General features: G+C 58.1%; 21 protein-coding genes. 12 read left to right on the forward strand and 9 right to left on the reverse strand.

Annotation, left to right across the window (positions count from 1 at the left end; genetic code table 11):
* Nucleotides 1-7: 7 nt before the first annotated feature.
* The 4 genes from AC2FF8_RS03150 to AC2FF8_RS03165 all read left to right on the forward strand — a co-directional run bounded on the left by AC2FF8_RS03150 (nt 8) and on the right by AC2FF8_RS03165 (nt 4686).
* A complete protein-coding gene (locus tag AC2FF8_RS03150; RefSeq protein ID WP_257598992.1) occupies nt 8-688 on the forward strand; it encodes a type 1 glutamine amidotransferase in 681 nt (226 codons plus the stop codon).
* Nucleotides 688-2046: a glutamine synthetase family protein gene (locus AC2FF8_RS03155; RefSeq protein WP_171228038.1), complete on the forward strand. Its 1359-nt coding sequence runs from the start codon at nt 688-690 to the stop codon at nt 2044-2046. Before AC2FF8_RS03150 ends, AC2FF8_RS03155 begins: the two co-directional genes overlap by 1 nt.
* A gap of 8 nt (nt 2047-2054) precedes the next feature.
* On the forward strand, nt 2055-3359 hold the full coding sequence (locus AC2FF8_RS03160; RefSeq protein ID WP_496878893.1) for an NAD(P)/FAD-dependent oxidoreductase: 1305 nt from the start codon (nt 2055-2057) through the stop codon (nt 3357-3359).
* Nucleotides 3360-3471: 112 nt separating this feature from the next.
* Complete coding sequence (locus tag AC2FF8_RS03165; RefSeq protein WP_496878894.1) at nt 3472-4686, forward strand: DegT/DnrJ/EryC1/StrS family aminotransferase; 1215 nt, start codon at nt 3472-3474, stop codon at nt 4684-4686.
* A 64-nt stretch (nt 4687-4750) separates the two neighbouring features.
* Here the strand turns inward: AC2FF8_RS03165 and phaR are convergent, their stop codons facing one another.
* The 3 genes from phaR to AC2FF8_RS03180 form a co-directional block, all read right to left on the reverse strand.
* Entirely contained in the window at nt 4751-5302 is a 552-nt protein-coding gene (phaR, locus tag AC2FF8_RS03170) for a polyhydroxyalkanoate synthesis repressor PhaR (protein ID WP_152458474.1), read from the reverse strand.
* 135 nt (nt 5303-5437) lie between these two features.
* Nucleotides 5438-5884 carry a phasin family protein gene (locus AC2FF8_RS03175; protein ID WP_496878895.1) on the reverse strand — a complete coding sequence of 149 codons (447 nt, stop codon included), beginning with the start codon at nt 5882-5884 and terminating at the stop codon, nt 5438-5440.
* Between the two features lie 130 nt (nt 5885-6014).
* Nucleotides 6015-7817, reverse strand: a complete 1803-nt coding sequence (locus AC2FF8_RS03180; protein WP_496878896.1) for a PHA/PHB synthase family protein — start codon at nt 7815-7817, stop codon at nt 6015-6017.
* A gap of 111 nt (nt 7818-7928) precedes the next feature.
* Here AC2FF8_RS03180 and phaZ point away from each other — a divergent pair, with 111 nt between their 5' ends.
* Together phaZ and AC2FF8_RS03190 are read left to right on the forward strand one after the other, a co-directional pair.
* On the forward strand, nt 7929-9200 hold the full coding sequence (gene phaZ, locus AC2FF8_RS03185; RefSeq protein ID WP_170343846.1) for a polyhydroxyalkanoate depolymerase: 1272 nt from the start codon (nt 7929-7931) through the stop codon (nt 9198-9200).
* A 5-nt stretch (nt 9201-9205) separates the two neighbouring features.
* Nucleotides 9206-9793 (forward strand): DUF6151 family protein, encoded by a 588-nt coding sequence (locus tag AC2FF8_RS03190; protein WP_496878897.1) that lies wholly within the window; start codon nt 9206-9208, stop codon nt 9791-9793.
* On the opposite strand, the gene AC2FF8_RS03195 is transcribed toward AC2FF8_RS03190, so the two are convergent.
* From AC2FF8_RS03195 to AC2FF8_RS03210, 4 genes are all read right to left on the reverse strand, one after another.
* Nucleotides 9790-10500: an alpha/beta fold hydrolase gene (locus AC2FF8_RS03195; protein WP_480684001.1), complete on the reverse strand. Its 711-nt coding sequence runs from the start codon at nt 10498-10500 to the stop codon at nt 9790-9792. The two genes, AC2FF8_RS03190 and AC2FF8_RS03195, sit on opposite strands and share 4 nt — an antisense overlap.
* A gap of 85 nt (nt 10501-10585) precedes the next feature.
* On the reverse strand, nt 10586-11200 hold the full coding sequence (locus AC2FF8_RS03200; protein WP_496879272.1) for a hypothetical protein: 615 nt from the start codon (nt 11198-11200) through the stop codon (nt 10586-10588).
* Nucleotides 11201-11244: 44 nt separating this feature from the next.
* Entirely contained in the window at nt 11245-12237 is a 993-nt protein-coding gene (locus tag AC2FF8_RS03205; RefSeq protein WP_496878898.1) for an alpha/beta hydrolase, read from the reverse strand.
* Nucleotides 12237-12986, reverse strand: coding sequence for an alpha/beta fold hydrolase (locus AC2FF8_RS03210; RefSeq protein WP_496878899.1), 750 nt, complete (start codon nt 12984-12986; stop codon nt 12237-12239). The genes AC2FF8_RS03205 and AC2FF8_RS03210 overlap by 1 nt, the downstream gene beginning before the upstream one ends.
* Before the next feature lie 212 nt (nt 12987-13198).
* Between AC2FF8_RS03210 and thrS the strand changes: the two genes are divergently transcribed.
* The 5 genes from thrS (at nt 13199) to AC2FF8_RS03235 (ending at nt 17884) form a co-directional block, all read left to right on the forward strand.
* Nucleotides 13199-15157, forward strand: coding sequence for a threonine--tRNA ligase (gene thrS / locus AC2FF8_RS03215; protein WP_425078505.1), 1959 nt, complete (start codon nt 13199-13201; stop codon nt 15155-15157).
* A gap of 221 nt (nt 15158-15378) precedes the next feature.
* A complete protein-coding gene (locus AC2FF8_RS03220; RefSeq protein ID WP_170343841.1) occupies nt 15379-15681 on the forward strand; it encodes a BufA1 family periplasmic bufferin-type metallophore in 303 nt (100 codons plus the stop codon).
* A gap of 72 nt (nt 15682-15753) precedes the next feature.
* The gene (bufB, locus tag AC2FF8_RS03225) at nt 15754-16611 is read left to right on the forward strand and encodes an MNIO family bufferin maturase (RefSeq protein WP_171205527.1); all 858 of its coding nucleotides are present in this window, start codon (nt 15754-15756) and stop codon (nt 16609-16611) included.
* Nucleotides 16608-17369, forward strand: a complete 762-nt coding sequence (locus AC2FF8_RS03230; protein WP_496878900.1) for an HvfC/BufC family peptide modification chaperone — start codon at nt 16608-16610, stop codon at nt 17367-17369. The genes bufB and AC2FF8_RS03230 overlap by 4 nt, the downstream gene beginning before the upstream one ends.
* The gene (locus tag AC2FF8_RS03235) at nt 17366-17884 is read left to right on the forward strand and encodes a DoxX family protein (RefSeq protein ID WP_170343838.1); all 519 of its coding nucleotides are present in this window, start codon (nt 17366-17368) and stop codon (nt 17882-17884) included. Before AC2FF8_RS03230 ends, AC2FF8_RS03235 begins: the two co-directional genes overlap by 4 nt.
* Before the next feature lies 1 nt (nt 17885).
* Here the strand turns inward: AC2FF8_RS03235 and AC2FF8_RS03240 are convergent, their stop codons facing one another.
* Both AC2FF8_RS03240 and AC2FF8_RS03245 read right to left on the reverse strand, forming a co-directional pair.
* Nucleotides 17886-18254: a hypothetical protein gene (locus AC2FF8_RS03240; RefSeq protein WP_170343837.1), complete on the reverse strand. Its 369-nt coding sequence runs from the start codon at nt 18252-18254 to the stop codon at nt 17886-17888.
* A 40-nt stretch (nt 18255-18294) separates the two neighbouring features.
* Nucleotides 18295-18612: an ArsC/Spx/MgsR family protein gene (locus tag AC2FF8_RS03245; RefSeq protein ID WP_257599003.1), complete on the reverse strand. Its 318-nt coding sequence runs from the start codon at nt 18610-18612 to the stop codon at nt 18295-18297.
* Between the two features lie 214 nt (nt 18613-18826).
* Here AC2FF8_RS03245 and AC2FF8_RS03250 point away from each other — a divergent pair, with 214 nt between their 5' ends.
* Complete coding sequence (locus tag AC2FF8_RS03250) at nt 18827-19033, forward strand: cold-shock protein (RefSeq protein ID WP_152458488.1); 207 nt, start codon at nt 18827-18829, stop codon at nt 19031-19033.
* The last annotated feature ends 146 nt before the right edge of the window (nt 19034-19179 follow it).

Raw genomic sequence — 19179 nt, forward strand, 5'->3', positions numbered from 1 at the left:
GTGACACATGAAAATCGGTATTCTACAAACCGGCCACACCCCCGAAGTGCTACAGGAAGAATTCGGGGATTATGACGAACTTTTCCCCACGTTGCTGCGCGACAACGGGTTCGAGTTCGTGACCTTTGCCGTCGTCGACGGCAATTTCCCCGAAAGTGCGGATGATGCGGATGGGTGGGTCATTACCGGATCGCGTCACGGGGTTTACGAAGACCTTCCCTGGATCGCCCCGTTGGAAGCTTTGGTGCGCGAGATCTGGGAAAGCGGAAAACCACTGATCGGCGTTTGCTTTGGCCATCAGATCATTGCTCAGGCCCTGGGTGGCAAGGTCGAGAAGTTCGCTGGAGGTTGGGCCGTAGGTCGTACTGAATACGAGTATGACGGCAACAAATTATGGCTGAATGCCTGGCATCAGGATCAGGTTGTTGAATTGCCGAAAGAAGCGCGGGTTCTGGGCCGGAATGCCTTCTGCGAAAACGCGATGCTGGCTTATGGGGACACAATCTGGACGGTTCAGGCCCACCCGGAATTCACCAATGGCTTCGTGGCAGGCCTGATGCGGACACGGGGCAAGGGCGTCGTCCCGGAGGATCTGATGCGCGAAGCCGCAAATCGCGAAACCGCGCCGGACGACAACGCCAAAATCGCGCGCCACATGGCCGAGTTTCTAAAGAAAGAGAGAGCCTGATGGCTGATTGGACCGATAAACTGCCGGAAGCCGCAAAGGCGTATTTCCACGGGCAACGACTGGACGAAGTTGAATGCATCATTTCGGACCTGCCGGGTATTGCGCGCGGCAAGGCGGTGCCTGCAACAAAATTCGCAAAGCAATCCTATTTCCACCTGCCCGACAGCATCTTCTACCAGACCATCACGGGGGGCTGGGGCGAAGCCGCCGGCGATGACGGGTTCATCGAAAAGGACATGATCCTGAAGCCCGACTTCTCGACCACCTCCGCTGCACCGTGGACGGGGGATTGGACATTGCAGGTGATCCACGATGCGTACGACCGGGATGACAATCCGATCCCCTACAGCCCGCGCAACGTGCTCAAGCGTGTTGTGCAGCTTTATCATGACAAGGGGTGGAAGCCGGTTGTTGCGCCAGAGATGGAATTCTTTCTGGTTGCCCCCAACGTGGATCCGGCGCAGGGCATCAAGCCCATGATGGGGCGTTCCGGTCGCCCGGCCGCGGCGCGGCAGGCCTATTCCATGACGGCCGTGGACGAGTTTGGCCCGGTGATCGACGACATCTATGATTTCGCCGAGCATCAGGGGTTCGAGATCGACGGCATCACGCAGGAAGGCGGCGCCGGGCAGTTGGAAATCAACCTGCGTCACGGCAATCCGGTGAAACTGGCCGATGAAGTCTTCTATTTCAAACGTCTGATCCGCGAGGCCGCCCTGCGCCACAATTGTTTTGCCACCTTCATGGCCAAACCGATCGAGGAAGAGCCGGGCTCGGCCATGCATATCCATCACTCGATCATCGATATGGAAACCGGTCAGAACATCTTTTCTGGTCCTCAAGGGGGTGAGACGGACGCGTTTTATCACTTCATCGCCGGTTTGCAGAACCACCTGCCCGCCGGCCTGGCCGTCATGGCGCCCTATGTGAATTCCTACCGGCGCTATGTGAAAGATCACGCGGCACCGATCAATCTGGAATGGGCCCGTGACAACCGCACCACCGGTATTCGCGTGCCCCTGTCCGGCCCGGAATCGCGACGCGTCGAGAACCGCATCGCCGGGATGGACTGCAACCCGTATCTGGGCATCGCGCTGTCGCTGGCCTGCGGCTATCTCGGCCTGGTCGAGCAGGAACGCCCACGTCGTCAGTTCTATGGCGACGCTTATGAAGGCGAGGGCGATATCCCGCAGGTCATGGGCGAAGCACTGGACCTGTTCGACGAGGCCACCGCCCTGCACGAGGTTCTGGGCCCCGAATTCGCCCGCGTTTACGGCATCGTCAAACGGGCCGAGTACGAGGAGTTCCTACAGGTCATCTCTCCGTGGGAACGTGAACATCTGCTGATCAACGTCTGAGACCTTCCGTGAACCTGCTTTATTCCAATGACCGCAAGGGCCAGTACCCTGACAGCTGGTATGCCGCAACGGCACATCCGATGGATCGTTTTCCCGCGTTGTCAGACGACACCAAGGCGGATGTGTGCGTTGTCGGTGGCGGCTATACGGGGCTGTCCGCGGCTCTTCATCTGGCCGAAGCCGGGTTCGACGTCGTGCTGCTTGAAGCGCACCGCGTCGGCTTTGGCGCGTCGGGCCGAAACGGCGGCCAGTTGGGCAGCGCGCAGCGGATGGACCAGGAAGACCTCGAGCGTCTTGTTGGCGATGCCGACGCCGCCAGGCTGTGGGAACTGGCCGAAGACGCCAAGGATCTGGTCAAATCCCTGATTGCAAAACACCGGATCGCGTGTGACCTGAAACCCGGTGTCGCCGTTCTGGGCCTGAGCAAATCCGAGCAGAAAGAGCTGCATGACCACGCCGGCCATCTTTCCGAGCGGTATGGATACGACCAGATCGAGCTGCTGGACGAAAACGCGGGTCATTCGCTGTGCCCGTCACCAGCCTATCACGGGGGGTATCTGGATACGGGTGCGGCGCATCTGCACCCTTTGAACTTTGCGTTGGGATTGGCGCAAGCCGCGGCCAAAGCGGGCGTTCGCATCCATGAAAGCACCGAAGTGACCGGGATCGACGAGGGCCAGACGGCAGTGATCCGAACTGCACACGGCAACGTTCGGGCCAAGCACGTCATTCTGGCCTGCAACGGGTATCTGGGCGATCTCAATCGTTCCGTCGCCGCCAGGGTCATGCCCATCAACAATTTCATCGCGGCCACCGAGCCCCTAGGAAAGGACGCCGCGCGGGTTTTGACCCGGGATGTGGCGGTTGCGGATACGAAATTCGTGGTGAACTACTTTCGCCTCAGCGCCGATAGCCGCCTCTTGTTCGGAGGCGGCGAAAGCTATGGCTATCGCTTTCCATCGGATGTCGCCGCCAAGGTCCGCAAACCCATGACGGAAATTTTCCCGCATTTGCGGGATGTGAAGATCGACTATGCCTGGGGCGGAACGCTGGCCATTACCATGCGGCGGATGCCGTATCTGGCCTGTGTTGCACCCAATATCCTTTCGGCTTCGGGATATTCCGGTCACGGTGTCGGCACTGCGACCCATGCCGGACAACTCATGGCGATGGCCATTCAGGGTCAGGCCGAAGGGTTTGACACGATGGCACGGGTGCCCGCCCTGTCTTTCCCTGGCGGCCCTGCCCTGCGCAATCCGTTGCTTGTGCTGGCCATGACGTGGTTCGCACTGCGCGACCGGCTTGGAATCTGATCCACGTAAATTGCGACAGATTGGTGAATTTTCGCCTGCCCGGCGATTGGGACTTGGATTGCCTCCCGATTATCTTTATCTTTTCCAAAGATAGAATTCGGGAATTCCAAATATGACGCTGCCCCCCAACGTTCACGACGCCGAGCCCATCCCTGTCGCCGCCAAGGACGCGATCGAGGCCCTGATGCAGTCAGGTGATCTGTTCCGATATACAGCACCGCAGGATGCCCCTGTGGCCTTGCTTGAGGCAGAGTTCGCGGAATTGTTGGGCACGAAGTACGCCTTGGCGGTGTCTTCCTGCTCGGCCGCGCTGTTTCTGTCGCTCAAAGCTCTGGGCCTGCCCCGTGACGCGCGGGTTCTTATCCCGGGCTTCACCTTCGCTGCCGTACCGTCGTCGGTCGTCCACGCCGACTGCATTCCGGTTCTGTGCGAAGTGGGTGAAAACTATCGCATCGACATGGCCGATTTCGAAGCCAAGCTGGACAACGTTCAGGCTGTCATCATCAGCCACATGCGCGGGCATACATCCGACATGGATGCGATCATGGCCTTGTGCGACGCACGAAATATTCCAGTGATCGAGGATGCCGCGCATTCGCTGGGCACCACATGGCATGGCCGCAATATCGGTACGATCGGAAAGGCCGGATGTTTCTCGTTCCAATCCTACAAGATGATCAATGCCGGCGAAGGTGGCATCCTGATCACGAACGATGCAGATCTGGTCGCGCGGGCCGTCATCATGTCGGGCGCGTATGAACACAATTGGAAGAAGCACAAAGGTCCGCAGGGCGACAACTCACCCGAACTGCAAGAGGCCTTTGCCCGCTGGCAGAACAAGCTGCCGCTGTACAACCTTCGCCTGAGCAACCTCAGCGCCGCCGTGATCCGTCCGCAGCTTCCGGAACTGGCGCGCCGCGTCCGCGATGGCCTGGCGAACCACGATTACGTGGCCGGCCGCCTGAACACCTCGCCTCATATCGAGGTCCCCGCCCCGCTCCCCCCCGAGCAGCGTGCGCCGGACTCGATTCAGTTCAATCTTGTCGGAATGCAGGAACATGAGATCCGCGCCTTTGCCGCAGCGTCCGAGGCGCGCGGCGTCAAGGTTCAGGTTTTTGGTCTGAGCGAAGACAACGCCCGCGCCTTCTGGAACTGGCAATTCCTTCCGGAATCTTTCGACCTGCCCAAGACGCGCGACATGCTGATGAAGGCCTGTGACGTGCGCCTGCCCGTCCGACTGACCCGCGAAGAGCTGGACGTGATTGCCGACATCCTGCTGGCATCGGTTGGCGAAGTGACCGGCCCGATGCCGGTTTACGGCACGTAAAACGACGGCACTTTGAACAAGAAAGGCCCGCACGATGCGGGCCTGTTTCTTTGTTCGGAACGGATCAGTTCAGCTTGGACAGTTTTTGCTGCAACTCGGCCAGCTGTTTCTTGATGTCGTCCAGATCCTCTTTCGGTTCGGACTTGTCCTCTTCCTTTTCCGGGCTGGACCATCCGCTGGACAGCCCACTGGTCATCGCCTTCAGGAAAGCCTGTTGCTGCGCCTGCAACGCGTCAAAACCCGGCATCTGAGACATCGGATTCATCGCGCTCATGTTTTCCATCATCTTGTTTTGGCTTTCGCGCAGCATCTCGAACGAGCTTTGCAGAAACTGGGGCATCATTCCCCCGCCCGGCAGCATGTAGCTGCGCACCAGATCATTCAGTACATTCACCGGCAGCACGTTTTCACCCCGGCTTTCATGTTCGGCAATGATTTGCAGAAGATACTGGCGAGTCAGGTCATCGCCGGTTTTCAGATCAATGATCTGCACTTCGCGCCCGTCGCGGATGAACCCCGCGATGTCTTCGAGCGTCACGTAATCGCTGGTCTCGGTGTTATACAGCCGACGGCTGGCATAGCGCTTGATCAGCAGCGGTTTTTCTTGGTCCGACACCCGGTTCCCTCCCCAAGGATGATGCGTTGCAGCACAGGTTATGCGAGTGCAGCACAAAAAGAAAGGGCAGGTCAATGGACCTGCCCAACGCGATTGCACCTAATGGGAGGGTTGGGTGCGTTTCGCGGACGTTTCTTACTTTGCAGTTGCAGCTTTCTTGGCTGCGGTGGTGACCTCGTTGGTCGCCTTTTTCACGGCGGCGGTTGTTTCTTCCGCGACGTCTTTGCCGGCAGCCATCAGCAGCTCGACAGTTTCGGTCTGAACTTTTTTCGCGATTTCAGCGAAAGCGGCCAGGTTTTCAGCTGCAACTTCAGCCGACGCGCTTGCGAAGTCGGTTGCGGCTTTTGCATAATCAGCAGGCTCTGCCTTGGCTTTGGACATCTCGCTCAGCTTGGCCAGGGTGTCCTTGGTCCATTTGTTCGAGATCTCGGCCGATTTCTCAGCAGCTTCCAGAGCAACGCCCGACAGCTTCTCGTTCAGCGAAGCGGTCGATTTGAATGCACCTTCCATTGCGGTGGTGTCCACCGGAAATGCACCCATCATGTCTTTCATGATCGCGGTAAAGTCTTGGGTCTTTGCCATTGTCCTAATCCTTTTAGCCGGTCCGGGCCCACCCCGGGTTTCATCAGCTTGAGGACAATATGATTGCTGCACCGCAGCATTGCAAGTTTTTTCTTGCTGCGGCGCAGAATTTTTTAGTTTCAAAATGAAATCAGGCGTTTGGTTTCGCCACAACATAAGTTCCGGGTGCGGGTGCAAGGCTCGGGTGCTTCGAATCACCCGGTTCACGGGCCGGAACCTGCTTGCCGGACCGCTTCTTCAACCACGCGTCCCACATGGGCCACCAGGATCCTTCGTGATAATCCGCTTCTTTCAGCCAGGTGTTGGCGTCGGGTTTCATATCCGGGTTGGTGTAGTGGCCATACTTCTTCTTGCTGGGCGGGTTCACGATGCCCGCAATATGGCCCGATTCTGAAACCACGAAGGTTTTGGACCGCGAGCCCATTTTCTGCACGCCGCGGTAACAGTCTTTCCATGCCGCGATGTGATCGGTTTCACAGGTTATGGCCATCAGCGGCACATCCACGTCTTCGAGTTTCAGCTTGTGCCCCATCAACTCAATACCGTCGGTGGCGAACTCGTTGCGCTGGCAGAGACCTCGCAAATATTCCACGGCCATTTTTGCTGGCAGGTTTGCACCATCGCCGTTCCAGTAGAGCAGATCAAAGGCCGGAGGTACTTCCCCCATCATATAGCTGCGAATGGCCGGACCATAAATCAGGTCGCGTGATCGCAGGAACGACATGGTGCGCGCCATGATCCACGACCGCAGAACGCCCTCCTTTTTTACTTCTTCTTCGATCCCGTCGATGAAGTCGTTTTGCAGGAATGGCGTAAACTCACCCTGATCGGAGAAATCCGTCAGTGCCGTGAACAGAGTCGCGGATTTGACCGACTTGTCGCCACGCTGTTTCAGCAGGGACAAGGTCAGACTCAGCGTCGTGCCTGCGATGCAATAGCCCACAGCGTTGACCTGTTTGACCTTGCAGATCTTCTTGGCCGTTTCGATTGCGGTCAGGAAACCGTCCTGAATATAGTCTTCCATGCCGGTTTCGGCATAGCTTTCATCCGGGTTCACCCAGCTTACGACAAACAGGGTATAGCCCTGTTCGGTGATCCATTTGATCATGCTGTTCTGGGCTTTCAGATCCAGAATATAAAATTTGTTGATCCAGGGCGGGAACAGAACGATGGGTGTTTCGTAAACCGTTTCGGTCACCGGCTTGTATTGAATCAGCTCCATCATCCGGTTGCGAAAAACAACCTCGCCCGGCGTTGTCGCCAGGTTTCCGCCAACCTCGAACGCGTTTTCATCCGCCAGTTTGACGACCAACTCGCCATCATTGGCCTCGAGGTCTGAAACGAGATTCTCCAACCCTTTGATCAGCGATTGGCCTTCGGTCTCGACCGCCTTTTGCAGGGCATCCGGGTTGGTCGCCAGAAAATTCGTGGGCGCCATCATGTCGATGATCTGCTGCGAGAAATACTGTAGGCGTCGTTTGTCTTTGGCATCCAGATCATCGACCGACGAGACAGCCTGCGCAATCGCCTCCGCGTTTGTCTGGTATTGCTGCCGGATCAGTCGGAAGTAAGGGTTTGTCTCCCAAAGGGGATTGGAGAACCGCTTGTCGCCGGGCTTGGTTTCCTCGGTTTCCAACTCACTTGTCGTCAGCGCTTTCTGCGCTTCGGCAAAGTTGAGAACCGACTTGCCCCAGAATTCTATCTGTTGTTCCAACAGCTTGGCGGGATTTTGCCATGCCTCGGCCCAATACGCCGTTGCTGCTCGTGCGAAAAGCTCTTGATTCGGGCCATCCAGCGCGGGGGTGTGAGGCTTTTTCGACGCCATAATCTCGATCAGGCGCTTCGAGAGCTGCTCGACCTTTTCCATATTTTCTTTAATGCGTTCAATATGTTCTTCGGACACGTCTGGCATTTGGCCTTCGCTAGTTGTCATTTTAACAATTCCACCCTAACCTCGCTGCTATGCAGAATAACGTCGTGGGTGCTGGGGGGCAAAGCGACGAATGGTCCGAATTACCAGACTGACACTCAGGAGGCCCCATTTATGCGCTATATGATGACCTACGACCTGATGGAGTCCATGCGTAACACCAACCAGTGGCTTGGTGCAACCGCAAGCGCGATGGCGTCCTACCCTCTGTTTTCCATGACACCCAACCCGGCGTTCAGCTGGATGGCCGCATGGGGCGAAGTGACCGAACGGACCTTCCAGCGAATGGTTGTCAAACCTGACTGGGGCATTCGAACCTTCACCTGCGAAGACGGCAAGGATCATCTGGTCGAGATCACGACGGTTCTGGAACGCCCCTTTGGCGATCTGGTTCATTTCCGCGTCAATGGACGGGAAGAACAACCGCGCAAGGTTCTGCTGGTTGCGCCCATGTCCGGCCATTACGCCACCTTGCTGCGCTCGACCGTCAAAAGCCTGCTGGTCAATTGCGAAGTTTACATCACTGATTGGCATAACGCGCGCGATATTCCTGTGTCTGCCGGCAAGTTCGATGTCGAAGATTATACACTCTACCTTGTGGATTTCATGAAGGAACTGGGGCCGGACACGCATGTCGTGGCGGTTTGTCAGCCCGCCCCGCTGACTTTGGCGGCCACTGCCTATCTGGCCGAGGTGGAGCCCAAGGCTCAACCCAGTACCCTGACGCTGATTGGCGGGCCGGTGGACCCGGATGCGACTCCGACTGACGTTACCGACTTTGGACGACGTGTCACGATGGGTCAGCTGGAAGAGACCATGATTCAACGGGTCGGCTTCAAGTACAAAGGCGTCGGGCGTATGGTGTATCCCGGCCTGCTGCAACTGGCCTCGTTCATGTCGATGAACGCTGATCGCCACTCCAAGGCGTTTTCGGATCAGATTCAGCGTGTTATCCGCGACGAAGCTTCGGATCTGGATGCCCATAACCGGTTCTATGATGAATATCTTGCGGTCATGGACATGACGGCCGAATTCTATCTGTCGACGGTCGAACGCGTCTTCAAGAACCGCGAGATCGCACGCAACGAATTTGTTGTCGCCGGCCACAAGGTGGATATCGGCAAGATCACGGATGTTGCCGTGAAATCGGTCGAAGGTGCGAATGACGATATCTCGGCGCCCGGTCAATGCATTGCTGCACTGGACCTGTGCACCGGTTTGCCAGACAGCAAAAAGGCCAGCCACGTAGAACCGGGCGCGGGCCATTACGGCATTTTCGCGGGCCGCAGCTGGCGCGACAACATTCGCCCGCTTGTGATTGATTTCATGAACGAAAACAGCCGCAAGAAACGCCGCCGCGCAGCGAACAGCAACAAGGTCGCCTGAAGAACATGGGCGGGCCGACACATGTTGGTCTCGCCTTTTCCTGCATTTGCGGCCAGTTGAAGGGTCACATCTCGGACCGGGGCGTTCGGCTTGGAACCCATGTCGAGTGCTTTTGTCATGACTGCCGCGCGGCGCAGCTGTATTTCAGGCAGCCCGACCCGGCCCCCGGCCCGGTTGACATCTTCCAGATGGCACCGGATGAAATCGAAATCACCGCCGGAGGCCAATTCCTTTCAGCCATGAAGCTTGGCCCAAACGGCATGCTGCGATGGTATGCCAGCTGCTGCAACGCCCCGCTGGCAACGACGCCACAGACCGCACGTTTACCTTTTGCAGGATTTATTGTCGGCAGGATTGCCGGTGATGTTTCCGCATTGGGGCCGGTCACGACCCGTGGGTTTGTCCCTCGGCCCGATGGCAAACAGAAACACGACAAGGTCAGGTTTGCGGCGTTTGGCCTTTTGCGCCGCACCTTGCAATCGCGCCTGTCAGGACGCTGGAAGAATACGCCGTTTTTCGACCCTGAAACCGGCAAGCCCGCGGTCGTACCGAAAGTCATTTCGAAAGACGAACGGGCGGCGCTTTACCCCTAGACAAACCTTTGCGGGATGTTCAGCCAGGTTTCCAAGGCTTTGTTCACGGCATCGGGCGCTTCAAGCGGCAGAAGATGTCCGGCATTTTCGACGACCTCCAACGCTGCCTCCGGTATCAGGTCTGACATGAAAGAATGCCGTCTGACCGGGGTAAGCGTGTCATGGGCGCCGCACATGATCAAAGTGGGAACCTTGATGCGGCGCAACGTTCCCTGTTGGTCGGGCCGGCGCTGCAAGGCACGCATTTGACGCACGAATGCCTCGGCGCCCATGTCATTCGCCATTGTCAAAAGATCATTCAGAATTGGGATTCGCCTGGGCCCCGGTGCCAATGTATCGGTGCCGACCAGTTGGCGCATGACCTCTTCCAGCCGCCCACCCAGGGCGCCAATGATCAGGTCCTCGCGACTGGCCGCGATCTGAGGTGTATCCGCCTGAGCGTCCGTCGACATCAGGCACAGGCGCGACACCCGTTCCGGTGCCCGCCGGATCAGCTCCAACGCCACAACACCGCCCATGCTCAGGCCGACCAGGGCAAACCGATGGGGAAGCTGATCCAACAACCCCGAGGCGATCTCTTCAATTCGTTCGCCTCCGGAAACAGGAGCAACAGTGACAGGCCGTACCCGTGACAGCACCTCGATCTGAGGCCGAAACAGCCGGGCATCACACATCAATCCAGGCAACAACACCAGCGGCTCGATCACGCGGGGGTCTCCATCTGCTCGGTTTTCCGAGTCCTTCCAGTTGTTGTCAGGATGAAAGCTTTGCCGCAACCGGGCAAGGAAAACTTCACGGGTAGGCGATTGCTCGAAATGCCGGGAAATCGGCGTAACGGGATTGCCGGGCCGCAAGGTCTTCACCGGGTTCAGCGCCGGGCTTCAACAGACATCCACGCGGAGCAATATAGCTGTCGATCCGACGATGCGGTCTGGGCCGCCACACAAGGTTGAACGCGCATAGCTTGGGGAAGAACCAGATTTCGGAATACTCCAGATGATCGTGCATCCACCACGCCAGATCCCGCCAATCCCTGCCCCGCGCATATTGATCCGCGAACCACGGGATGACGATGGATGCCCCGGCGATCCGCGCATCCCCTTCCCCGCGATCCCAGATATGGCATTCCAACGGATTGTCGTTTCGGGCGCAGTTCAGTTTGTTTTCATTGCCAAATCGGTTCAAGGACGATGAGCGGTAGCCCGACCTGACCGCGACCCGGCCAAATGTCTCTTCCAAAGGGTCAAGAAGGGTTTCGCAGAACGCGCGGCCTGTTTCGATCGCCAGATCCGGGTTGTCCGGAATATTCTGCACTTGGTGGAAATTCCCGATTTCCGAATACAGAAAATCGCGCATGAAGAAATGCCGGGACAGGCGGACGCGACCCAGGGTCTCAAGGCTCCACATGCTGCCCGGCTTACGCATCTTGCATCCTTTTTCCCGATCGGGGTTTATTCCACCCCCAAGCCCTTGAGCCACTCCAGAATACCAGCAACGGTGGCATCGGTTTGACCCGGCGACATCAACCGCCCCGCGACAACATGTGAAGACGGATCATCACCCGGCCCCATCGTCACCAGTTCGACCGTTGCCGGAGCGCCCCAGGCCTCGGCCACTTTGTGTGTCCGGTCCGGCCGCACAACCTGATCATCATCCGAAAACCAGAACAACGCAGGTATCAGGGCCTCGGAGAAATCCAGCGCATAGACCGTATCCACCAGCACGGACATCGGCACGACGGCTTCCCACGGGTAGACCGACGTCCAGTACCTGTTCTTCTCGGGGTCCGGCCCTGACACATCGCGTTCCGGCCCCATGAGAACGGGCAGCCAACTTCTTGCCCAAGGCAACGAAGGCACCCACGCCGCGACGGTATTCACACCGAAGTTCGGCGAGACGAAGACCATGCCAACAACGTCCTGGCTGAGGGCGGCATCCAACGCAGCGGCCGCCGCCAGCGTTCCTCCGGTCGAGGTGGAAATCACGATCACCTTTTCCCCGACCGCGCGCGCCGCTGCCAGCCCTTCGGCAGTGTCCTGCATCCAGCCCGAGGCGGTGCCTTCGGCCATCGCCGGCCCATCCCGACCGTGACCTTGCAACCGCGTGTAGACCAGATTGGCACCCAAAGCGTCAGCCACCAGGTCAGGCACGGGGCGGATTTCCTCGGAACTTGCTGAAAAACCGTGGATGTACAAAACAGAATACGGCGTGCGCTGTTCCTTGAACCCGTCCTGCCAGACCACGTGCTTTTCTACACCCGGAACGATGTCATCATAGGCAGATTCGGTACTTTCAAAATAAACCTGAACACCTTCACCAAATTTCCGAGACTCAAAAGTCGGGTGCAGGTTCACTTCCTCGCGCGGGCCGAACCAGTAGACCAGGCCGCCAAGAACAACCAGCGCCAGAAGCGCGCGCCCCAGAAACCAACCAAAGCGCCGCATCAGGCTTCTCCCAACACATCAAGAACCGCGGTCTCGATCAAACCCAGGCACTTCTCGTCCGAGAACCGATGATCGGCCCCCTTGACCAACAGCAGCCGCATGTCGGAACCCGCAGCATGTTCCAGCAGCCGCACGGCTGTTTCAGTTGAAACTGCCGTGTCTGCGGTGCCTTGCAGGAAACGAACCGGGAACGGCAGATCCAGAGCGCCCCTCAGAACCAGATTCTGGCGTCCGTCTTCGATCATGCGCTTGGTGATGATGTAGGGTTCCATATAGTCGGACGGCAGCTCGACATGGCCGACAGTGTCCAGCGCAGCTTTTTGTTCGTCGCTGAACGAAGCCCAGTAACCGTCTTCCGTGAAATCAGGCGCGGCAGCGATTGTGACCATGCCTGCGATTCGCTCGGGCATGACCTTGGCCAGCAGCAATGCCTGCCATCCCCCCATCGACGAACCGACAACGACCAAGGGTCCGTCCGTCAATGCCCTTACCGCTGCCAATGTGTCCTGATGCCAGTCGCCAATACAGCCCTCGGTAAACGCGCCCGAGCTTTCGCCGTGGCCGGAATAATCGAACCGCAAGAACGATTGCCCCCGCGCCTGCGCCCAGGCTTCCAGATGCACGGCTTTGGTGCCTTGCATGTCCGATTTGAGCCCGCCCAGAAAAACGATGGTCGGCCCTGCCCCTTCGGTCTTGTGATAAGCCAGTCGCCGCCCCTGCGGCGTCTCCAGAAAATTCGTCGCTGCCATGACACCTTCTTTCCTTTTATTGCATCATGCACGCCCCACCCCCGAGTGCAATTCCGCCCACTTCATCTTTTTCCAAATACTCCGGGGAGCGCGAGGGGCCGGCCCCTCGCCCCCCACTCTTGACTCAGGCACATCCACCTGCCACATGAGCCGAACACACATAACCCGCAACCGGGCGTTCAGTGGGCGCCAAACCGACGAGGAGAGCCGATATGGCCCTGGATTCTCAATCCGTCTCTCTCACCTTTCCCGATGGCAATGCACGCACCTACGCCGCAGGCGTCACGCCCGCGCAGGTGGCTGCCGACATCTCAACCTCGCTGGCCAAAAAGGCCATCTCGGCCACCGTTGACGGCAAGCACTGGGACCTGCAATGGCCCATCGAATCCGACGCGCAGATCGCCATCCACACCATGAAGGATGAGGCCCAGGCCAACGAGCTGATCCGCCACGATCTGGCCCATATCATGGCCCGCGCAGTTCAGGAGATCTGGCCCGCCACCAAGGTCACCATCGGCCCTGTCATCGAAAACGGCTGGTATTATGACTTCGACCGTGAAGAACCGTTCACGCCGGAGGATCTCGGCCTCATCGAGAAGAAGATGAAAGAGATCATCAACAAGCGTGATCCCGTCACCACCGAGGTCTGGGACCGTGAGCGCGCGATCGAGTTCTACAAGGCCAACAACGAACCCTACAAGGTCGAGCTGATCGAAGCCATTCCCGGCGACGAGCCGCTGCGTATGTACTGGCACGGCCACTGGCAGGATCTGTGCCGTGGTCCGCACCTGCAACACACCGGTCAGGTTCCGGGGGATGCGTTCAAGCTGATGTCCATCGCGGGCGCCTATTGGCGTGGCGACAGCGACCGCGCGATGTTGCAGCGTATCTATGGCGTGGCCTTCACCGGCAAGGAAAAGCTGAAAGCACACCTGCATATGCTGGAGGAGGCCGCCAAGCGCGACCACCGCAAGCTGGGCCGCGAGATGGACCTGTTCCACATGCAGGAAGAGGCCCCCGGTCAGATTTTCTGGCACCCCAACGGCTGGACGATCTACACCCAGTTGCAGGACTACATGCGCCGCCAGCAGCGCAACGGCGGCTATGTCGAGGTCAACACACCGCAGGTTGTGGACCGCAAACTGTGGGAAGCTTCGGGCCATTGGGACAAGTATCAGGAAAACATGTTCATCGTCGAAGTGGACGAGGAACACGCACGTGAAAAGGCAATCAACGCGCTGAAACCGATGAACTGCCCCTGCCATGTGCAGATCTTCAATCAGGGCCTGAAGTCCTATCGCGACCTGCCGCTGCGCATGGCCGAATTCGGGTCTTGCAACCGCTATGAACCGTCAGGTGCGCTGCACGGTATCATGCGCGTGCGCGGCTTTACCCAAGACGATGGGCACATCTTCTGCACCGAAGACCAGATCGAGTCAGAAACCGCAGAGTTCATCCGGTTCCTGTCCCGGATCTACAAGGATCTGGGATTCGAGAACTTCTCGGTGAAATTCTCGGATCGCCCCGAGAAACGGTCGGGGTCGGATGAAGTCTGGGACAAGGCCGAAGCCGCGTTGCTCAGCGCGACACGTGCTGCCGGGATCGAGCCGGAGCTCAACCCCGGCGAAGGCGCCTTTTACGGCCCCAAGCTGGAGTTTGTTCTGACCGACGCGATCGGTCGCGATTGGCAATGCGGCACGCACCAGGTTGACTTCGTGCTGCCCGAACGGCTGGATGCCACCTATATCGGCGCCGACGGCGGCAAACACCGTCCCGTTATGCTGCATCGCGCAACCTTGGGTTCGTTCGAGCGTTTCATCGGTATCCTGATCGAAGAACACGCAGGCAAGCTGCCCTTCTGGCTTGCCCCGCGTCAGGTTGTGGTCGCCTCCATTACCTCCGAGGCGGATGACTATGTCGCCGAAGTGGTCGAAACCCTGCGTGCTGCCGGCGTTCGGGCCGAAGCCGACATTCGCAACGAAAAGATCAACTACAAGGTTCGTGAACACTCGGTCGGCAAGGTTCCGGTCATTCTGGCCGTCGGCCATCGCGAAGTCGAAGACCGCACTGTCAGTGTCCGGCGTCTGGGTGAAAAACAGACGCAGGTACAACCGCTTGACGTTGTAACAAACGAGCTGTCGCGGGCAGCCACCCCGCCGGATTTGCTGTAACAATCGGCAGGAAATCGCAAGAAATCTGGCCCCCAATTTGGGGCCAGATTGAAACATTCCCCCCTTTCTTCATCAAAAACAATGCATTACGCTGCAAGAGGACACGCCGCCCCCTGACGTGCTTGTGAGACACGGGCTCGTGAATTCAACTCTGTCCACCAAGCTACTACCTTTGTCATTGTCACAAGCAGACATACCCAGTCATCAAGAGGATTACCGAGATGTCGAACACAGCCAAGTCCCTGGTTATCGCAACCGCAGTCGCAGCCGCCGTATCGGGCGCCGCAACCACTGCATCCGCTCAGGCAAAAGAAAAATGCTATGGCGTATCGCTGGCCGGTCAGAACGACTGCGCCGCTGGCCCCGGCACCACCTGCGCGGGCACCTCGACCGTTGATTATCAGGGCAACGCATGGACCCTGGTCGATGCAGGCACCTGCGCGGATATCGAACTGCCCGCACAGGCAGACGGCACCCCGCGCAAAGGCTCGCTGGAAGCTCAGGATCGCGACCTGCCGGCATAAGAACGGCCTGACGAATTCAGGGGGCGGGCACCATCGCCCGCCCCTTCCCTTTCGTGATCAAGGAACTGGCCCATGTTGGATGATGCCCACAGGTCGAACCGCCTGCCCGCAGCTCCGGGCGTAGGTTACAAGCCGCAACACTTCGCTCAGATACTTGAACACGCGCAACCCGTCGCATGGCTGGAAATTCATGCGGAGAACTATATGGGCGATGGCGGGCGGCCTCTGGCGCAGCTGCGCCATCTTTCCGAACAATTCCCGATCTCGGTCCATGGCGTTGGCCTGTCCATCGGCGGCGAAGGCGCGCTGGACCCTGATCACCTGGCCCGGCTGAAACATCTGGTAGGCTGGCTGAACCCCGCCAGCTTTTCCGAACACCTGGCCTGGTCCACCCATGACACCCATTTCTACAACGACCTGCTGCCCCTGCCCTATACCGACGCAACACTGACACGCGTTTGCGATCATATCGATCAGGTTCAGGACACCGTCGGACGGCAGATGCTGTTGGAAAACCCCTCAAGCTATTTGGCTTTTGAGGAAAGCACCTGGTCCGAGCCCGACTTCCTGCGCGAAATTGCACGTCGTACCGGATGTGGCTTGTTGCTGGATGTCAACAACGTCTTTGTCTCTGCCACCAATCTGGATTTCTCTCCTCAGGGTTACATCGATGCCTACCCACTTGAAAAAGTGGGGGAAATTCACCTTGGCGGCCATGACGAAGATGAAGACGATCATGGCCATCCGCTGCTGATCGACAGCCACGGGCGTGAAGTGGTCGACCCGGTTTGGGCGCTGTTGGATTACGTGCTGGAACGCACGGGGCCGAAACCCGTCCTGGTCGAATGGGACACCGACGTCCCCGACTGGCCCGTTTTGCGAGAAGAGGCCGTTCGCGCGCAGACCGCCCTGGAACGGATCCCGGCATGAGCGTTTCGCAATCCGAGTTTCGCGCAGCCATGATGGATGCGTCAGCCCCTGTCCCCGAAGGTTTGCTGGACGCCGAGGCGCAGCCAGCAGGTCGTCGGTTCAGCGTCTATCGCAACAATATCGCCGTGTCCTTGACCGAGGCGATGCATCAGGCGTTTCCAGTCATCACCAAGTTGCTGGGGCCGCAGAACATGGATGGGCTGGCCGGGATATTTCTGCGCCAGCACCCGCCATCATCACCTCTGATGATGTTCTATGGTGAAGCCTTTCCCGATTTTCTGGCTGGAATGCAGCAGCTTTCGCATCTTGGGTACCTGCCGGATGTGGCGCGGCTGGAACTTGCGTTGCGCAAGTCGTACCACGCCGCCGACAGCCAACCCGCCCCGGCAGACGCACTGGCCGCAGACCCCGAACAGGTCATGCGGGCCCGGCTGCGTTTTGCCCCGGCCATGCGGGTGGTGCGCTCGGATTGGCCCATTCACGCGATCTGGCGCTTCAACACCGAATCCGACGCGCCGAAACCGGTTGCCCAAGCCGAGGATGTATTGATCACACGCCCGGAATTCGACCCGGTTGCCCAATTGCTGCCCACCGGCGGCGCCGATTGGATCGCCTATATGCAAGGTGGCGACATGATCGACGAAGCGTTTGAGAAAACAGCGGCGGAGCAACCTGAATTTGACCTTGGAACCACTCTGGCACTGCTTTTGCAGGGCGGTGCAATAACTTCTGTGACTATCGAAAGGCTGGAGACATGACTGCCCTGATCTCACTTCACAACAACGTTCTGGGAAAGGTGGACCTTGCGTCCAACTGGCTTACACCGACGCTGGCGCGGCTGGTCTTTGTCGCTGTCCTTCTGGTCTATTACTGGAACTCGGCGATGCTGAAGATCGACGGTTCGATCTTTTCACCTTCGGCAGGTGCCTTCGGTCAGATTTTCCCCAAAGCCGCCGAAGCCGTCCTTTACGACGTATCCCAAATGACGTTCTTCCAACGTATCGTCATTTTCTTGGGCACGGTTGCAGAATTCGTCCTTCCTGCGCTGCTGCTTGTCGGTCTGTTCACCCGCCTGGCGGCCTTGGGCATGATTGGTTTCATCTGGGTGCAGACTCTGGTCGATGTTACTGGCCATGGCGTGAAACTGGGCAGCCTGTTCGACGCAGCGCCATCCATTATGGATCAGCGCACGATGTGGACGTTCCTGATGCTGGTGATCGTGATCAACGGTGCGGGGCCCATCTCACTTGATCGGATTCTGCGTCTGAAATGACCTAGAAATGCGCTTTGGGCTGGTCCGGTTTACCCGCCGCCAGCCCAAGCACCCCGGCAACCCCGGCAAATGCGATCGGGAACATGGTGAAGACACCAAATCCGAATGCATAATACATCGCCCCCGCTGAAATCAGCAGCAGGATCCCGGCAACAAGGGCGCGCGCGGGCGCCATCGCCCCCCCGACAATAGCCAACAAAGGCGCGATGATCGACACGGCCTGAATCAGATCAGGGTTGTCTACCTGCCTCAGAACGCCGTCTATCTCGCCGACGTGATCGATCACGACCACTTTCGCATATCCGAAAAACCCGACGATCATCCCGATCAGCCCGGCAATCACGCCCAGGATCATGGCGGCATTACGCATTGAAGGTCCTCACTGTTGCTTGCAGGCACATAAGCATTTCTTAAGAAATACCAAGCTGCATGCGTGTTTCCGCGGTCCAGCCAAGAAACAGCTCTCCATCTTTCTCGATCAACGGGCGCTTCATCAGGGTGGGATGCTCTTTCAACAGTTCCAAAGGTGCTTTCGCGCGCTGGTTGTCATCCAATCCGCGCCATGTTGTGGACCTGGTGTTGAGCAAAGCGTCGCCGAAGGTGGCAAGAGCCTGCGACAGCACAGCATTCGGCACACCTTCGCTGCGGACATCCACGAACTCTGCGTCTGGCAACGTTTTCAATGCCTTGCGACAGGTGTCACAAGTTTTCAGTCCGTAAAGGCGCATGTTTTTTCTGCTCCTGCATTTGATCGCATTTTGGGCAAACTTGCCACTTTCAGGCGGTTATTCTTGATTTTTTACTTCACCGTGCAATGTTGAAAAAGGCGAAACACACGAATTGGACTGTTCAGGAACTGCCAAACAGTCGTTTTTGTGGTGACGCTGACCACAGCCCCCACCAATTTGTGGGACAATGCGCAAGTAGAAGGAGACACGGGACATGCCAACCGGCACCGTGAAATGGTTCAATACCACTAAAGGTTATGGTTTTATTGCCCCTGATGAAGGGGGCAAAGATGTGTTTGTACATATCTCGGCCGTAGAACGGTCCGGCCTCACCGGACTCGCAGACAATCAGAAAGTCTCGTACGAGTTGCAGGACGGACGCGACGGCCGACAAATGGCTGCGGAATTGAAGCCGTTGTAACGACATCGCCGCTGATCGCGGGATTAATCCATTAAGGATGGCGGCCAATTTCCGGCCGTCAACCACCCCCTACCGGGCCTGTTCCATTACCCGCGCGCGGATGGTTCATTTGCGCGACGTCAATGATGTGTATCCGTTGCAATGGT

This window comes from Ruegeria sp. YTSA144 (genome assembly GCF_059610125.1).

Bases quoted from the DNA above. Each gene is read 5' to 3' on its own strand.
- AC2FF8_RS03210 (WP_496878899.1), bottom strand. From the start codon at position 12,986: ATGGCAGCGACGAATTTTCTGGAGACGCCGCAGGGGCGGCGACTGGCT.
- thrS (WP_425078505.1), top strand. From the start codon at position 13,199: ATGGCCCTGGATTCTCAATCCGTCTCTCTCACCTTTCCCGATGGCAAT.
- AC2FF8_RS03250 (WP_152458488.1), top strand. From the start codon at position 18,827: ATGCCAACCGGCACCGTGAAATGGTTCAATACCACTAAAGGTTATGGT.
- AC2FF8_RS03240 (WP_170343837.1), bottom strand. From the start codon at position 18,254: ATGCGTAATGCCGCCATGATCCTGGGCGTGATTGCCGGGCTGATCGGG.
- AC2FF8_RS03205 (WP_496878898.1), bottom strand. From the start codon at position 12,237: ATGCGGCGCTTTGGTTGGTTTCTGGGGCGCGCGCTTCTGGCGCTGGTT.
- AC2FF8_RS03175 (WP_496878895.1), bottom strand. From the start codon at position 5,884: ATGGCAAAGACCCAAGACTTTACCGCGATCATGAAAGACATGATGGGT.
- AC2FF8_RS03180 (WP_496878896.1), bottom strand. From the start codon at position 7,817: ATGACAACTAGCGAAGGCCAAATGCCAGACGTGTCCGAAGAACATATT.
- AC2FF8_RS03150 (WP_257598992.1), top strand. From the start codon at position 8: ATGAAAATCGGTATTCTACAAACCGGCCACACCCCCGAAGTGCTACAG.
- AC2FF8_RS03190 (WP_496878897.1), top strand. From the start codon at position 9,206: ATGGGCGGGCCGACACATGTTGGTCTCGCCTTTTCCTGCATTTGCGGC.
- bufB (WP_171205527.1), top strand. From the start codon at position 15,754: ATGTTGGATGATGCCCACAGGTCGAACCGCCTGCCCGCAGCTCCGGGC.
- AC2FF8_RS03165 (WP_496878894.1), top strand. From the start codon at position 3,472: ATGACGCTGCCCCCCAACGTTCACGACGCCGAGCCCATCCCTGTCGCC.
- AC2FF8_RS03200 (WP_496879272.1), bottom strand. From the start codon at position 11,200: ATGTGGAGCCTTGAGACCCTGGGTCGCGTCCGCCTGTCCCGGCATTTC.
- AC2FF8_RS03155 (WP_171228038.1), top strand. From the start codon at position 688: ATGGCTGATTGGACCGATAAACTGCCGGAAGCCGCAAAGGCGTATTTC.
- AC2FF8_RS03230 (WP_496878900.1), top strand. From the start codon at position 16,608: ATGAGCGTTTCGCAATCCGAGTTTCGCGCAGCCATGATGGATGCGTCA.
- AC2FF8_RS03235 (WP_170343838.1), top strand. From the start codon at position 17,366: ATGACTGCCCTGATCTCACTTCACAACAACGTTCTGGGAAAGGTGGAC.
- AC2FF8_RS03220 (WP_170343841.1), top strand. From the start codon at position 15,379: ATGTCGAACACAGCCAAGTCCCTGGTTATCGCAACCGCAGTCGCAGCC.
- AC2FF8_RS03245 (WP_257599003.1), bottom strand. From the start codon at position 18,612: ATGCGCCTTTACGGACTGAAAACTTGTGACACCTGTCGCAAGGCATTG.
- phaZ (WP_170343846.1), top strand. From the start codon at position 7,929: ATGCGCTATATGATGACCTACGACCTGATGGAGTCCATGCGTAACACC.